This window comes from Hyphomicrobiales bacterium, from assembly GCA_016125495.1.
Lineage (GTDB): Bacteria > Pseudomonadota > Alphaproteobacteria > Rhizobiales > RI-29 > RI-29.
Genome location: WGLQ01000030.1, coordinates 1 through 14,222 on the forward strand (window position 1 = coordinate 1; position 14,222 = coordinate 14,222).

Annotated in this window: 21 protein-coding genes; 18 read left to right on the top strand and 3 right to left on the bottom strand. The window is 64.9% G+C overall.

From position 1 onward, the window contains the following. Positions 1-333: 333 nt before the first annotated feature. Both GC150_17210 and GC150_17215 read right to left on the bottom strand, forming a co-directional pair. Positions 334-906 (bottom strand): hypothetical protein, encoded by a 573-nt coding sequence (locus GC150_17210; GenBank protein ID MBI1386646.1) that lies wholly within the window; start codon positions 904-906, stop codon positions 334-336. A 27-nt stretch (positions 907-933) separates the two neighbouring features. Beyond that, positions 934-1,848, bottom strand: a complete 915-nt coding sequence (locus GC150_17215) for a hypothetical protein (protein MBI1386647.1) — start codon at positions 1,846-1,848, stop codon at positions 934-936. 132 nt (positions 1,849-1,980) lie between these two features. Between GC150_17215 and GC150_17220 the strand changes: the two genes are divergently transcribed. From GC150_17220 to GC150_17285, 14 genes are all read left to right on the top strand, one after another. After that, positions 1,981-2,364, top strand: coding sequence for a hypothetical protein (locus GC150_17220; protein MBI1386648.1), 384 nt, complete (start codon positions 1,981-1,983; stop codon positions 2,362-2,364). A gap of 75 nt (positions 2,365-2,439) precedes the next feature. Next, entirely contained in the window at positions 2,440-2,850 is a 411-nt protein-coding gene (locus GC150_17225) for a hypothetical protein (protein MBI1386649.1), read from the top strand. Further along, a complete protein-coding gene (locus GC150_17230) occupies positions 2,847-4,913 on the top strand; it encodes a DDE-type integrase/transposase/recombinase (GenBank protein ID MBI1386650.1) in 2,067 nt (688 codons plus the stop codon). The genes GC150_17225 and GC150_17230 overlap by 4 nt, the downstream gene beginning before the upstream one ends. 18 nt (positions 4,914-4,931) lie before the next feature. Then, positions 4,932-5,684, top strand: a complete 753-nt coding sequence (locus GC150_17235) for an AAA family ATPase (GenBank protein ID MBI1386651.1) — start codon at positions 4,932-4,934, stop codon at positions 5,682-5,684. Further along, positions 5,684-6,262, top strand: coding sequence for a hypothetical protein (locus GC150_17240; GenBank protein MBI1386652.1), 579 nt, complete (start codon positions 5,684-5,686; stop codon positions 6,260-6,262). The genes GC150_17235 and GC150_17240 overlap by 1 nt, the downstream gene beginning before the upstream one ends. Continuing rightward, positions 6,250-6,588, top strand: coding sequence for a LacI family transcriptional regulator (locus tag GC150_17245; protein ID MBI1386653.1), 339 nt, complete (start codon positions 6,250-6,252; stop codon positions 6,586-6,588). The genes GC150_17240 and GC150_17245 overlap by 13 nt, the downstream gene beginning before the upstream one ends. A gap of 2 nt (positions 6,589-6,590) precedes the next feature. Continuing rightward, the gene (locus GC150_17250) at positions 6,591-7,013 is read left to right on the top strand and encodes a hypothetical protein (GenBank protein MBI1386654.1); all 423 of its coding nucleotides are present in this window, start codon (positions 6,591-6,593) and stop codon (positions 7,011-7,013) included. After that, complete coding sequence (locus GC150_17255) at positions 7,010-7,681, top strand: hypothetical protein (GenBank protein MBI1386655.1); 672 nt, start codon at positions 7,010-7,012, stop codon at positions 7,679-7,681. The genes GC150_17250 and GC150_17255 overlap by 4 nt, the downstream gene beginning before the upstream one ends. Continuing rightward, entirely contained in the window at positions 7,678-7,902 is a 225-nt protein-coding gene (locus GC150_17260) for a hypothetical protein (protein ID MBI1386656.1), read from the top strand. The genes GC150_17255 and GC150_17260 overlap by 4 nt, the downstream gene beginning before the upstream one ends. Before the next feature lie 124 nt (positions 7,903-8,026). Continuing rightward, entirely contained in the window at positions 8,027-8,719 is a 693-nt protein-coding gene (locus tag GC150_17265; GenBank protein MBI1386657.1) for a DUF3164 family protein, read from the top strand. A gap of 2 nt (positions 8,720-8,721) precedes the next feature. After that, positions 8,722-9,126, top strand: a complete 405-nt coding sequence (locus tag GC150_17270; GenBank protein ID MBI1386658.1) for a thermonuclease family protein — start codon at positions 8,722-8,724, stop codon at positions 9,124-9,126. Beyond that, positions 9,126-9,857: a DUF2786 domain-containing protein gene (locus GC150_17275; GenBank protein MBI1386659.1), complete on the top strand. Its 732-nt coding sequence runs from the start codon at positions 9,126-9,128 to the stop codon at positions 9,855-9,857. Before GC150_17270 ends, GC150_17275 begins: the two co-directional genes overlap by 1 nt. Next, the gene (locus GC150_17280) at positions 9,854-10,081 is read left to right on the top strand and encodes a hypothetical protein (GenBank protein MBI1386660.1); all 228 of its coding nucleotides are present in this window, start codon (positions 9,854-9,856) and stop codon (positions 10,079-10,081) included. The genes GC150_17275 and GC150_17280 overlap by 4 nt, the downstream gene beginning before the upstream one ends. Before the next feature lie 166 nt (positions 10,082-10,247). Then, positions 10,248-10,481 (top strand): hypothetical protein, encoded by a 234-nt coding sequence (locus GC150_17285; GenBank protein MBI1386661.1) that lies wholly within the window; start codon positions 10,248-10,250, stop codon positions 10,479-10,481. A 115-nt stretch (positions 10,482-10,596) separates the two neighbouring features. On the opposite strand, the gene GC150_17290 is transcribed toward GC150_17285, so the two are convergent. Beyond that, entirely contained in the window at positions 10,597-11,046 is a 450-nt protein-coding gene (locus tag GC150_17290; protein MBI1386662.1) for a DUF2335 domain-containing protein, read from the bottom strand. A gap of 278 nt (positions 11,047-11,324) precedes the next feature. Between GC150_17290 and GC150_17295 the strand changes: the two genes are divergently transcribed. The 4 genes from GC150_17295 to GC150_17310 all read left to right on the top strand — a co-directional run. Next, entirely contained in the window at positions 11,325-11,624 is a 300-nt protein-coding gene (locus GC150_17295; protein MBI1386663.1) for a hypothetical protein, read from the top strand. Next, the gene (locus GC150_17300) at positions 11,624-12,295 is read left to right on the top strand and encodes a DUF1018 domain-containing protein (GenBank protein ID MBI1386664.1); all 672 of its coding nucleotides are present in this window, start codon (positions 11,624-11,626) and stop codon (positions 12,293-12,295) included. Before GC150_17295 ends, GC150_17300 begins: the two co-directional genes overlap by 1 nt. After that, positions 12,292-12,795, top strand: coding sequence for a hypothetical protein (locus GC150_17305; protein ID MBI1386665.1), 504 nt, complete (start codon positions 12,292-12,294; stop codon positions 12,793-12,795). The genes GC150_17300 and GC150_17305 overlap by 4 nt, the downstream gene beginning before the upstream one ends. Positions 12,796-12,935: 140 nt before the next feature. Further along, on the top strand, positions 12,936-14,222 hold a 1,287-nt coding region (locus GC150_17310), incomplete at its 3' end, for a site-specific DNA-methyltransferase (GenBank protein MBI1386666.1).

Here is a 14,222-nt window from a genome sequence, read left to right on the forward strand (position 1 = left end):
GCCGTTCCATCCCATTTGATCCCGCCATATCCCGTCAGGTCCCGGATTCTCAAATCACCTGTCGCGTGACAGGCACGTCCTGGTCGACGACGGCGATCACCCGATCGGTCGCCAGCAGCACCTGGACGGGGCCGGCCGAGGCGGCCGCCTGAGTGTCACGCGACAGGTGATTTGAGAATCCGGGACCTGACGGGATATGGCGGGATCAAATGGGATGGAACGGCTGAATTCCGCCACTTCCGAGGCGCCGACAGCGTCACTATCGCGCATCGACGCTTTGAGCAATCGACCTTCAAATCCGGCGAACGCGACACCGATTTGAGCAAAGCCCACCTACCGCGCCAAACGGCGCTCCACGACCGGCGCCCATGATCGCGGGTTGGACGGACGCATTAAGTCAAGAATCAATTTAATCGGCTCGCCAAATCTTGACATGCGAATCAGTAAGTGACCATCGACGATATCGTACTCCATGAATACTTCCGTCCGCCTCGACGAGCTTGAATATGGCGTCCAGTTATTCTCGTCAACAACGCTAAGCGCCTTTTCGCCAGAACTGTAGCATGCATAGCCATTCTTTGAATACCCGGAGTCAACGCCGGTCTTGGTGCCATCAGATTGCTCGGAATATTGATTGCTCACAAGATATGCGAAAAAGCGAATCGTTCCCTTGTAAGGCTTGGTGATCGAGTCTGTTCTCAAGACATCGAACTCGACGACAGACCTGCCGGTGAACATCACAAGTGCCATTGATCGGTCCGGGCAGTTCACAAAAAACGGAGTCCTCGAATCAATCAATTTCTCCCAAGCTTCCTTTATGTCTCGCATACCATCGACAATGGCGCTTTCATCTGCCCGTGATGACGAAGCAAAGAGCAAAATAATTATGATCGCGCGTATGAACATGATGGCCTCCAAGCCCAATCGGCACTGTTAAATCTGACGAGCCACCCAAACGACCCGGCCGACGATCTTCAGGGATTTGAGTTCATCACCTGTCAGAGTCTCCTCGGAATAAGCTGGATTGGCACTCTTCACTGATACGGCACCGTTGAAGAAGCGTTGCAGGCGCTTGACTATCACATAGTCTCCACGGATTACGACATAGATTGTATCATCGAGCACTTCTGTAACAGAGGTATCGATAAGTAGCAGGTCGCCGGATCTGATAACCGGCTCCATACTCTCTCCTACGGCATGGATTAGTGCGAGATTGGACGGCGCTACACGCAATGTCCGCCTAACCCAACTTTCCTTGAAGGCCAGGTAGTCGACGATCTGCTCAGCCTCGAAGAACCGGCCGGCGCCAGCGGATGCCTGGATGTCGTATTGAGGGACCAGAACGAACCCGTCACCCAACTCCCCCGCCGAAACCGGCAGCGAATCGGCGGGCGCGGTACCCTCCAACGCCCGCGTCAATCGATCGCGAACTTTGGCCCCTTTCACCTGACCGAGCATCCCCTTCAAGAGCCCGGTTCTCCTCGTGTCGAGCACTGGAAGCCCACTGAACGGCTCTTGCGGCGTTGCCATGCCGCCCCTTGGCGGATCGTTCTCGGCAAAGCCAAATCCAGACCCAATTTCTTCGGTCATCGGTCCATCGCCGGTCCATAGCCAAGCGAGGCGGATGCCCTTTGGAACGCAAAGGCGCGCCACAACATCGAGAGGCGGTGTTGATTTGCCGGTCTCATAGTGCCGAAGCATATCTACGTCGCGCCCCGCGACCTCCGCTGCGGCTTTGCGGCTCTCGTAGAGGTCCAGCACCTGACCGATCCGAGTTTCAAGTGCCGAAGCCGAACCTGCAACTGGGCGGCCAACTCTAGCCATGAGTGTCACGTTGTCCCAACGCATTGATTCGTCGGGAGTTCACAGAAACCCTAGACACTTCGGCGATTGACAAACCCGAAACCCGTTTAGCCGCACTTTCTAGGTTGACAGGCCGACAATACAAGGCCATCGTCTACCCCGCCTGTTGCAATTGACGTGCGCAAGGCCTGGCAGGGCCGGTGCGAACGCATCACCAGCGGAGACGGAATGGCTCAGACCACCTGGTCCACAGCGGAGATCAAGTTCCACCTCGCCCGTCGCGGCCTGACGCTGTCGGCGGTGGACCGCAAGAACGGGCTCGTCGTTGGCTCCAGCCGATACGCGCTGAAGGCGAAGGGTTTTCCCTTGGCCGAGCAGGCGATCGCCGAGGCCATCGGCGTCGAACCCCATGTGATCTGGCCCGATCGATGGTTCCCGGACGGGACGCGCATCGACCTCCGTATCCGCGATCACAATACCCGCCTGTGTGGCGATCGCGAACGTCCAATCGACACACCGTCCATAGACGGCGGTCGGGGTACGGGTCGGAAGGCCGCCTGACGTGAGGGGCAACCCTTCAGGAGTCCCCGGGCGGGCGGTGAAGCGATGAGCCGTCAACCGCCAGATCATCGTCAGATGGCGCTCTTCCGCCCCGTCGCGGCGGCGGTGGACGCGCCCGGCTCCCTGGCCGGCCTCAGCCGCCGGATCGGCGTGATGATGAGCCAGGCGATCCGCGAATCCGGCATGGACCGCTACGACATCGCCGCAGCGATGTCCCGTCTCCTGAACGAGGATGTCTCCAAGCACATCCTCGACGCCTATACGGCCGAGAGCAGAGAAGATCACAACGTCTCCGCGTACCGGTTCTTCGCCTTCGTCCAGGCCACCAAGGCGGGCGGAATGCTCGACGATGTGTGCCGCCAGATCGGCTATCTGGCGATGCCGTCGGAGGACCAGCGTCTGGCCGAGATCGGCTATCTCACCGAACAGCGCGCGGTCATCGACCAGCGTCTGAAGGCGCTCAAGGCGCCGAGGCCCGTCCGATGACCGAGCGCTGGTTCACCGCCCGCGAGCTGGCCGAACTGGCGGTACCTGGATTGCCAAAAACTCGAATGGGGATTCAAAAGCAGGCGGATCGCGATGATTGGCCATGGCGTCCTCGCTCCGGACGCGGCGGCGGCCGCGAGTATCCCGTCTCAGCCCTGCCGGATCGGCCCCGTGCGCTTCTCATGCTGCGCCTGGAACCAGCCGCAGAAGCGACGGCGGTGGCGGCACCACGGCGCGAGCGTACGCCCGCGTCCTTGCCGGCGCTCGCCGACTGGCAGCGCGAGGTGATGGACGCGCGGCTCGCCCTGCTGAGCGAGGTCGAGCGGCTGTCCATGACCATGACCCTGGGTCAGGCCGAGGCGGCGCGCGCGGGAACGCTGGTGCCGAGGCTGGCGCGGGCGGCCGCACTGGCCAACGCCAGGCGCGGCGAGAGCCGGGTCCTGTCGGTCGCCAGCCTGCGGCGCTGGCGGGCCCTGCGTCAGGCGGGGGTGGCGGCGGTGGCCCCACAGGTCGCCGCCGATGACGCGCCGCCCGAATGGCTCTGGCCTCTCATGCGGGTCTACGCCCTGCCGTCGAAGCCGTCGATCAGTTGGGCGGTCCAACAGCTGCCGGAGGACATCCGGCCGAACCTGCGGACGGCTCAGCGCGTTGTGGCGGGCTTGGGCGCGCTGACGCGCAACCGGGGCCGCATGGGGCCACGCGAACTCAAGCGCTTGCGGGCCTTCACCGTGCGCTCCTTCAACGAGCTGGAGCCGCTGGACGTGATCACGGGCGACGGCCACCTGAACAAGGCAGAGGTCCTGCACCCGGAGACCGGCCGTCCCATGCGGGCAGAGCTGGTGACATGGGCGGACGTCGCTACCCGCCGTGCCATCGGATGGTCGGCGGGAGAGGCCGAAAGCGCCATGCTGGTCGCCGACGCGCTGGCGCACGCCGTGCGCTCGGCCGGGGTCGCCGGCATCGTCTACACCGACAACGGCTGTGGATTCGTGGCGCGCCACATGACCGACCAGGTCACCGGCGTGATGGAGCGTGTGGGCATGCGCCATCAGACCGCCATCGCGTACAACGCCCAAGCGCGCGGCGTCATCGAACGCCTTCAGGCGACCTTGTGGAAGACGGCCGCCAAGGGCTTGCCCGCGTATGTGGGCGAGGAGATGGACCGGGAGGCCAAGGACGCCGTCTATCGCCGCTCCCGCAAGGAGCTGGAAGAGACCGGCGCCACCCGCGTCCTGATGACATGGTCGCAGTTCATCGACTGGGCGCGGAGCCAGGTCGACGCCTACAACGACCGGCCGCACTCCACCCTGCCGAAGATCAGGGACGCGGCCGGCCGGCTTCGCCACCAGACGCCGAACGAGCGCTGGCAGGAGTTCGTCGCAAGCGGCTGGTCGCCCATCACGCTTGATCCGCAAGAGGCCCTCACGCTGTTCCGCCCGCAGGTGTCGCGCAAGGTGGTGCGCGGCGAGGTACGGGTGTGGGGAAACCGATATTTCAGCATGGAGCTGGAGCGTCTCGACCTGCACGGGGAGGATGTGCTGGTCGCCTACGACATCCACGACGCGTCCAAGGTCTGGGTCCATGACCGCGAGGGCAGATACCTTTGCGCGGCGGAACTGGACGCCAACGTGGTGGCCTACTTCCCCAAGGCGGTGATCGAGCAGGCGCGCGAGCGTCGCGTCGCCGCGCAGCTCGACCGGCTGGACCGCAAGCGCGACGCGATAGAAGCGCAGCTCGGCCCGCAGCCCCTCCGTCTCGCCGCCGAATCGGGCGAGACGGTGCTCCCGGCGCCGGCCGTGGCGCGGATGGCCGACGCGCTCGATGGCGTGGTCCCGCCATCCCCTTCCGACGGAAGACCCGATACGGCCGACGACGTCGATCTGGCGGCCTGGCTCGCCCGGCATCCCGATCGCGCCACGGCTCAGGATCGGCGCTGGATCATCTGGTTCCTCGACAGCCCAGCGGCCCCGTTCGAGCTGCAGCGCCTCGCCCGGCGCGGCGCGGACGTCGAGGTGTTGCGCCGGCTCGCCACGGAACCGGTGGCCTCTCCCATGACCGCTTGAAGAAGGCTTGAAACGATCATGAAGAACCCGCAACTCGTGGCCACCAAGAACGTCGAGCGCCTCATGTCCGCGCTCTCGGCCGTCCAGCAACGCGGCGCCGTCGAAGCCTGCCTGCTTGTGGTGGATGGCGAGCCCGGTTTGGGCAAGACCTACGCCGCGAGCAAGCTGGCGGTCGAGAATGGCTGGGTCTACTTGAGGGCCAAGAAGGCCTGGACACCGTCCTGGATGCTTCGCGAGCTGCTGGAAGATGAACTCCGGGTGGCGCCCGAACGCAGCTTCGCCGCCATGTTCCGGCAGGCGCTCGGCGGTCTTGGCGAACGGATGAAGGAAGGGTATCGGCGTGGTCGGCCCTTCGCGCTGGTGATCGACGAGGTCGACCACGTCGTTCGCTCCGGCCTGTTGCTGGAAACGATCCGCGACCTGTCGGACGCCATCTTCGTGCCCACCATCCTGGTCGGCATGGGCCGGGTCCGCTCCGGCCTCGGCCGCTTCCCGCAGGTGGCAAGCCGCGTCGGCCAATATGTCGGGTTCGAGCGGGCGACGGTGGAGGATGTCCGCCTCCTGGCCGACGAACTCGCCGAGGTCCCGATCGCCGATGACCTGGTCGCCGCCCTGCATCGGGCGGCGGGCGGCCTCGCCCGCGAGATCATGGAAGGGATCGCCTCGATCGAGCGCCAGGGACGCCGGACGGAACGGCCGATCACGGTGGCGGATATGCGCGGCAAGCCGCTCCTGAACGACCGCAAGACCGGTCGTGCGGTGGTGGTGTGATGAGCGGCAGGCGCCCCAGTTCGCAGGAAGCCGTGCTCACCGCCATGTCGGGCGAATGCCATCGGCTGCCTGGGCTCGCGGCCGACACCGGCCTTGGTTATCGCGCCGTCTCGCTGGCCTGCGGCGATCTCGTCTCGCGCGGGCTTGTGGAGCGAACGGAGGTTGGATGCTACCGCCGAACGGCCGCAGGTCGGGAGATCATCAAGGCCGGGGGCCGCATTCCGTGGCGTAGACGTCCCGCCGCGTCGAACCTCCCGCGCATCCGGTCGGACAGCATGCGCAGCCGCCTGTGGCGCGCCATCAGGATGATGGGCCAGCGCCCCTTCACCGGGCTCGACGTGATGGGCTTGGCCGCCAAAGCGGAGGATCGCAATCCGCGCAGTTCAACGACGGATTACCTCGCGGCACTGCGTCGCGCTGGGTTCCTTGAAGAAATGCCTGGCGGCCGCGTGCGGCGAGGCGATGGCTGGGTGAAGCAGTACCGGCTGGTGCGCGATACCGGCCGCCTGGCGCCCATGTTGCGCGCGGATGGCGTGTTCGACCCGAATTCCAGGGAGTTGGCGCCATGGCAGGCTTGAGCCCGCGCGTCGAGGCGATGGTACGCGCCGAATTGGCCCAGCGCGGGACCCAGGCGGCCGTGGCGCGCCGCATCGGCATCAACGGCAGCACGCTCAGCATGCTGCTGGCCGGGAAGTACCCGGCCGACGTCGCCAAGGTGGAGCGCCGTATCGAGCACGCGCTCGGCAACGTCGACTGCCCTTACCTGCGCCGGCCCCTGTCCGTCGCTGACTGCCAGGGGCAGCGCGATCGACGCCTGCCCACCAGCAATCCTCACGCGATCGCCCATTGGACGGCCTGTCAGACCTGCTCGATCGGAGCGGGCTTGGCCGCCGGAAAGGAGTGAGAATGTCGCTTCAATCGACCCTCGGCCCCACGCGGCCGCTCGGCCCGCCGCAGGCGACCGCCGCCTATGTCGATCAGGTGGCCCGCCTCATCGCGGCGTTGCAGGGGCGCCCGGCGACGGCTGAACGCTACGATGCCACGGCGACCTGCCTGAAGGATCTGTCCCGGGTGAACGGGCTGCTCGGTCGGCACCAATCGGCGATCTGGCGCTGCGCCGAGGCCTTCCGGCTCGCGGCCGAGCGCGACCCGTGCGTCGGGCTCGACGCGGCCGGATGGTCGACCGTCCACCGCACGCTCGCGGGCGTCACGCAAGAGATGCGCATCGAGGAGAAGCGCCGGGCACAGGCCGATGATCCGCCCGTTTTGCGCGACCGGCGTCTCATCGTCACCACGAGCGTACTGACCACTCTGGGAGACCGGGCGTGAGCCATATGGCGCAACACTACGCGGACGAGGTCACGCCGAAGCTCACTCGTGGCTTCGTCCTCACCCGCGTCGATCGGGCGATCCTGGACGCCGTCGCCGCGCGCCCCCACGTCGATCGGGCCGCCCTGGCGACGATCGCCGAAGTGAGCCGGTGGAGCGTGGACGCCCGTGTACCGGTTCTCAGTCGCGAGGGGTGGCTGAGGCCGCCGCCGCCCTGGGGCGGCAGATGGACGTTGCCGCGTGGGCTGCCAAGGAACCTGCCCGTCTTGGATGGCACTGTGAGACCCACGAGGAAACCTCGTGGCGCCGCCTTGGAGATGCTCCAGATCATCGCGGCCAACCCTACGCTCACCCTGGAAAGGCTGGAGTCGGAGTGGTTCTACCCGATCTGGGAATCGCGCTCGCTGCTCGATGGTCTGATGACCGGCGGGTGGCTGACGGCACCGGGCAACCCCGGCGAGGATTGGCTACTGCCTCGCGGATTGCCCGCGCGTGAAGTCCTGCCCCTACATGGTGACCCTCGAATGCCCGCCGAGGTGTCGTTCGAGGATGTCGCCGCCGCCGAACTGGCCGATGAGGTCAGCCGCGACGTCGACCGGCCGCCTTCGATCACCTGGTCGCGAGAGGTCGTGGGTGTTCGTTCACAGCTCGGAGGATTGATCCGATGACGGCGCCGCGCGGCACCATCCTCGTCTCGCGCGAAGGCGCGGCGGTCCACCTCGAGGTCCGGGCGGACGGCATGCATCTCGCCACCCTCGCCTATTCGCCGGCGGCGGCCCTGAACCTCGCCGACCGCCTGTTCTCGGCGGCCGCCGATCCACAGATGGGCCGGCAGGCCGACGCGGCCCGCGCCGTCGAGCGCGCGAGGTCCGGTGGAGGAACACCATGATCGCCGCTCTGATCCGCTGGTGGCGCGCGGAGCGCGCGGCTTCGCCCGTCGCTCATCTGCCCCCTATCGATGTCAACCGCATCGCCATGCACATGGCCCAAGCCACGCCGACCAGGAGGTCAAGATGACATCCGTTCCCGTCCCCTCCGATCTGATGCGCGCCGCCGATGGCAGCTACCTGCCGCGCGGCAAGGTCAAGCCCGCCGATCTTCTGGAAGATCAGACGGTCGACAAGATCATCGGCTTCGGCAAGGAACTCGAAGCGCAGATCGGCCGTTTCAAAGGCCACACCTTCGAGGATATCTCGGAGTTCCTCGGCCTCATCAACGAGCAGTACGGCGTCACCAAACGGGGCCTGAAAGGTCGCGGCAACGTGCAGCTCACCAGCTTCGACGGGTCGAAACGCGTGCTCGTCCAGGTGTCGGACCAGATCGCCTTCGGCCCGCAGCTCCAGGCCGCCAAGGCCATCATCGACGATCTGCTCATCCGCTGGTCGGAGGGCGCGCGCGACGAACTGCGCAGCATCGTCTCCAAGGCCTTCCAGGTCGACCAGGCGGGCCGGCTCAACCACGCCGACATCTTCGCCCTGCTGCGCTACGGCATCGACGATCCGGAGTGGAAGCAGGCCATGGAGGCGATCCGCGAGAGCATCCGTGTGATCGGCTCGAAGACATATATCCGCCTGCAGGAGCGCGACATCCTCGACGATGGCTTCGGCCCCTGGCGGACCATCTCCATCGATCTCGCCTCGGCCGAGGTTCCCTCGCATCTCGCGGCCGATCATCGGCTTCCGGCCGACCGTCTGGGGGGACGCTGACCATGACCCGTGTTGCGGCTCCGCTCGCGGTCTTGGCACCTCTCGCCTTCGCCGCCCTGTGCGGTGGCGCGTCGGCTGGCGACCCCATCCGCGCGATCGACGGCGACAGTCTCGCCATCGGGGCCGAGCGCATCAGGATCATCGGCGTCGACGCGCCGGAGCTGAAGGCGAGGTGTCCGCGCGAGGAGGAGCTGGCGCGGCGCGCCAAGACCGTGCTGCAAGCCTTGGTGGATCGGCCCGATGTGGTGGTCGAGAGACAGGGTCGCGACAGGTACCGCCGCACCCTGGCGCGGGTACTGGTGGGCGGCGCCGACGTCGCGGAACTCCTCATCGCCGCCGGCCTCGGCCGCCCATACCACGGCGAAGCCCGCGCCACCTGGTGCCCGCAAGGCCCGAGGACCCGGTGATGACCGACGCCGCCACCACGCGCCTGAAGGCCAAGCTGCGCTCTCTCCTGGCGATGACACAGGCCAATGGCTGCACCGAGGCCGAGGCGCTGAACGCCGCCGCCGTCGCCCATCGCCTCATGGCCGAGCATGGCGTCACGGCCGAGGAGCTGGCACAGGCCGACTGGGTGAGCCTGCGCGCCGACCTCGGCCGCCACGGCGCGGACAAGGTGGTGGATCGCATCTGGTACGCCGTGGCCGTCGCCGCTGGCTGCGCCATGTGGACCGAGATCGGTGGCCACCGCGTCATCGTCTATCACGGCCGCGAGCCCGACGCGCTGGTCGCCGAGTACCTTCACGCCGTGATCGATCGGGCCATCAGGGATGCCAAGCTCGGGTTTCGGCGCTCCGCCGAATACGCCCGTCGCCGCAAGCCGACGACGCGGGCCAAGGCCCTGCAAGCCTTCACCTTGTACTTCGTGGACCATCTCTTCGAGCGGCTGGTGAACGAGAACGCTGCGCGCACCGCCGCCCGGGCCGACGAGGCCGAGGACCACCGCAAGTCCCTGCCCATCGACTTCCAGAAGCCGCGCCCGAACAAGGTCAGCGACCCCGGCAAGGGCTTCGCCGATGCCGCTGGCGCCGGCGCCCGGGCGGCGCACAAGGCCGCCATCAACCCGGGCGTCGCCACCGGCGAGCCCGCGCGCGGCCTCGCCCGCCCCACTCCATTGCTACCGGGGAAGAAGACATGACCAGCTCCCGCATCTGCCCCGTGCCAGGATGCGGTGCGCCGATCCGCGCCGGGCACCTGATGTGCGGCCCCTGCTGGGCGAACGTCCCGAAGGAACTTCAGAAGCCCGTGAACACCTCGTGGCGTCGCGTCGGCGCCACCTGCGGAAAGGACAAGCTGGCGGCGCTCAGGACCTATCGCCAGGCAGCCGACGCCGCTGTCATGGCGGCCGAGGATCGGCGATGATGCGTACCACCTGGTCCGCGCCGCTGACGCCGCGCGCCCAATCCCTGATCGCCATCGCGCTTCGTCGGAACGGACAACGCGCCACGCTTCCCCAACTGTGCCGGCGCCGATCGAGCGCGACGACCGCCGAGATTCGCCGGCGGGTTTCCCTGCTCGGGATGTCGCGATGATCCGCGCCGACGACATCCGCGACGGGGCTTGGTTGCTGATCCTGAATGTCGGGACCAGCCATGGCCCGCTCTTCGTGTATCGGAGCACCGTCGTGCCGGTCCTGCGACGGGAGAGCTGGCCCGACGGTCGCGGCGGCCGCCGCGTGGCCTATACGATCTCTGGGGACGGTGCCGACTACCCGACCCTCCAAACGGCGGTCGACGCTCTCGACCTTCGCATGGCCGGGTGAGGTCGGAATGACTGATAGCCTGGTTCAAACCAGCCCGAACCGCCGTTTGAGCGTTGTTTCAGGCACATCCATTCGCGCTGTGCCGCCTGCGCAAGAAGCGGGCCATTCGATCGATCTAGGTCTTATCGTCCGGCTTTTGTCTTCGGGCTCGCGGCTGAGAGATGAAAGCCCAAACCACGCCACCAATCGTCGTCGCGGCAATCGTAACCGCGAGAGACTCGGACTTTGGTGCAACGTAGACAGCCGCGAAGATGCACCCGCTCGCGAAGAGACCCGCGATCAAACGACTGCCAATTCTTTCAATTGCCTGGAAAGTCATCGCTCGATCTTCGAGCTTATGTCGATGAACCTGATTGCCTTCAGCCATCGCCAGAATTCTCTCCGGCGCCGAAGGGAGGACTTCACCGTACGCGGCAAAATCCTCGGCGGCGGGAAGTGGTCCAGAGTGGCTCTTTTGCATGATGGAAACCTGATGGTTTCGCATCGTAGGGCCATGAGGCATCAGAGGATCAGGCGGTCCAATCTCAACTTCTTGGCGCCTTCGCCTTCCTATCCGCTGATTCATCGAACCGCCTCATCGCAACTCGCAGGTCGCTTCCAACGGCTGCCCAGTCCGCATACATCTGCTCGCTGTCCGACCTGGACCGAAGATATGGCTCTGCCGTCGGCGCGATCGACAACAGCGATGCGACCGCCGAAACAAGCGATTTTCCGAATCGGTTCATGTGCTGCATATGGCCACCTGGTGCCCAGGAAATCAACCCGTCGCATCCCAAGCCTTCCCATATCGACCCATAGTTACCCCAAGAACCCCATCCGAGGCAATTTCATTGTGGGGCAGACGTGACGGACACGGCCGCCGACCCGGTTGACGCCCTGCTGGATCTGCATCGCGAGATTCGGCGAGTGCGAGTGCGCGGCGCTCGGGCCACCCGGCGCGACTGGGACACCCTCAATGCCGCCTTCTGCCAGCTCGCCGGCGAGCCTGACACATTGCTCGCCGCCCGGAACTCGGTCGATCCCTTGGCGGCCCTGCAGGCCGCGCTGAACGCCTGCTCCAGCGCCGGTGTCACCATCCGCCAGGTCGCCGAGTGCCGGTTCGGTAGCGCATCGCTTGCTCTTCTGCTCGACGGGAGGGACTGATGGCACGTCCCAAGGCTGGGTCTGTCGCGGGCGGGTTTGGAGGAGCGGCTGCCGCTATTGCCGCCGCCAGAAAGTCCGAGATCGCCAAGATCAAGATCGGCGCCAAGGATCTCCGGCTCGACGACGACACCTACCGCGATCTGCTCCAGCGCCTGACCGGCCGACGCAGTGCCGCCGATCTGTCGCCCGCGCAGCGCGGCGCGGTTCTCGACCACATGGCGTCCCAGGGCGCCTTCAAAGGGCGTTCAAAGTCGGTGCCGACGCGCCCGCACATCGGCAAAATCCGCGCGCTCTGGATCAGCCTTTGGAACCTCGCGGCTATCGACGACGGCGGCGACGCTGCGCTGAACGCCTTCGTCTGCCGCCAGACCGGCGTGGAACGCGTCGATTGGCTGCAAAGCGATCAGTCCGGCAGCGTGATCGAGGCCCTGAAGGTGATCGCCGCCAGGTACGAGTGGCACGTCCCGGCGGATGGCAGAGAAGCCAAAGTCGCCTTGATCGATACGCAGTGGAACTGGCTCCTGGCTCTGGGCGAACCGGTAGCCATGCGGATCGCCGAGTGGGAGGAGCGCAAGGGCTCGTTCTCGGATCAGGAACTCGACGTCGCCGCGGGCAAACTCGGCGCCTGGATCCGAGCTGCCAAGGCGGGCGGAGAGGCCGCATCGCGGTGACGCGCGTCCTGCCCCATATCCCGCCGCCGGACGTGAAGCCGGAGACCCTACCCGGCGTGCTGGCCGACGTGGCGCGCTTGGTGGGCGTCCCGGCCGCGTTCCGGCTGGCGGCCGCCTGGGGTGGTCGCCGCCTTCATCTGCCGCGCGAGCCGAAGCCCTCCCATGAGCTCTGCAGGATCCTGGGCGTGAGACAGGCCCGTCTGCTCGGTCGGCACCTGGGGGGCGAGGAGCGTCATTGGCCAAGCGCCAAGACCCTGCGGCATGCGCACGACGCAAAGTGGCTTCGGCGGGCCGGCTGGTCCCACAAACGCATCGCCGAGGCACTGGGACTGAGCCAGAACCACGTCGCCACCCTGACCTCGGGTGTGAACCAAGACCCCGACGTCTGCTTGGTGGCTCACGAAGAACTCGAAGACGCCTGCCCTACCTGCGGTCGCCGGCATCGACGTGGCGGGCCGGCTCATAAGACAAACGACGATCGCCAGCTCTCCCTCTTCTAGCCACTAGATATAGGGTTCTGTCACACGCACACCCTCTACATGTTTAAGGTTGAGTCATTTCAAATCAATAAGTTGTTATGATCTCTCTTGCGTGATACCTTCGATTTCCGTGGTACGCGTCTGATTCGTCGGAGGGGGAGATGACGAACTCGCTGTTCTACGGGGACAACCTTGGCTATCTCCGAGAAATGCCGTCCGAATCGGTCGACTTGATCTATCTCGACCCGCCGTTCAAGTCCGACGCCAAATACAGCCTGCTGTTCAGGTCGCCAGATGGTTCGGCCGTTGATGCGCAAACGACGGCGTTTCGAGACACTTGGTGGTGGGACGAGTCCGCTGAGACGGCCTTCGAAGACATCGTCTCTTCAGGTACATCGGCAGCTAAGTTAATGATCGCACTACGCTCAACCTTGGGCGAAACTGGCTTGCTGGCATACCTCGCGATGATGACAGTCAGATTGATGGAGATGCATAGAGTACTGAAGGAAACTGGAGGACTATATCTCCATTGCGATCCAACCGTAAGCCACTACGTCAAGATCATTCTTGACGTAATTTTTGGCGAAAAGAATTTTACCAGTGAAGTTGTCTGGAAGAGAACACATGCGCACGGTGGTGCCAAACGGTGGGCGCCGGTCCATGACACATTGCTGTACTACAGGAAGTCAGATGCATTCACTTGGAATGACACATTCCAAGAACACAAACCTGATTACATAAAAACCCATTTCAAGCATTCAGATCAGCGCGGTAGATACCAACTTGTCACGTTGACCGGAACTGATACCCGTGAAGGTGATTCGGGCAAGCCTTGGAGAGGCATAGATCCGACCGCCGTTGGCAGACACTGGGCTGTGCCAATGAAAGTTTTGATGCGGGAGTTTCCAGGCAAAAACTTCGACGACATGAACACACAGGGCAAGCTGAGTTTACTTGAATCGGCCGGGCTTATCGTGTGGCCAAAAAAGGGAAATGTTCCGCGCTACAAGCATTACGAGATCAATAGCCCTGGCGCGCCAATTCAAGATATTGTCTTGGACATATTTCCGATTTCGGCGCAGTCGAGGGAGCGCATTGGATATCCAACACAGAAGCCGATCAAGCTGCTCCAGCGAATCATCCTCTCGTCCTCAAGACTGGACAATGTCGTACTAGACCCCTTCTGCGGCTGCGGTACCACTGTCGCGGCGGCGGACATGACCGGGAGGCGTTGGATTGGAATCGACCTAACCCATCATGCGATCGACGTGATCGAAGGGCGGCTAAAACAGAAGGGAAGCACGTCCGCATACCGCGTGACCGGCCGCCCCTTCGACCTCGCTTCGGCTCATGACCTCGCTCGCCGCGACAAGTATGAGTTCCAATGGTGGGCGGCGTGGATGGTTGGAGTTCAGAGTTATCGTGAACGAAAAAAGGGAGCTGATCGC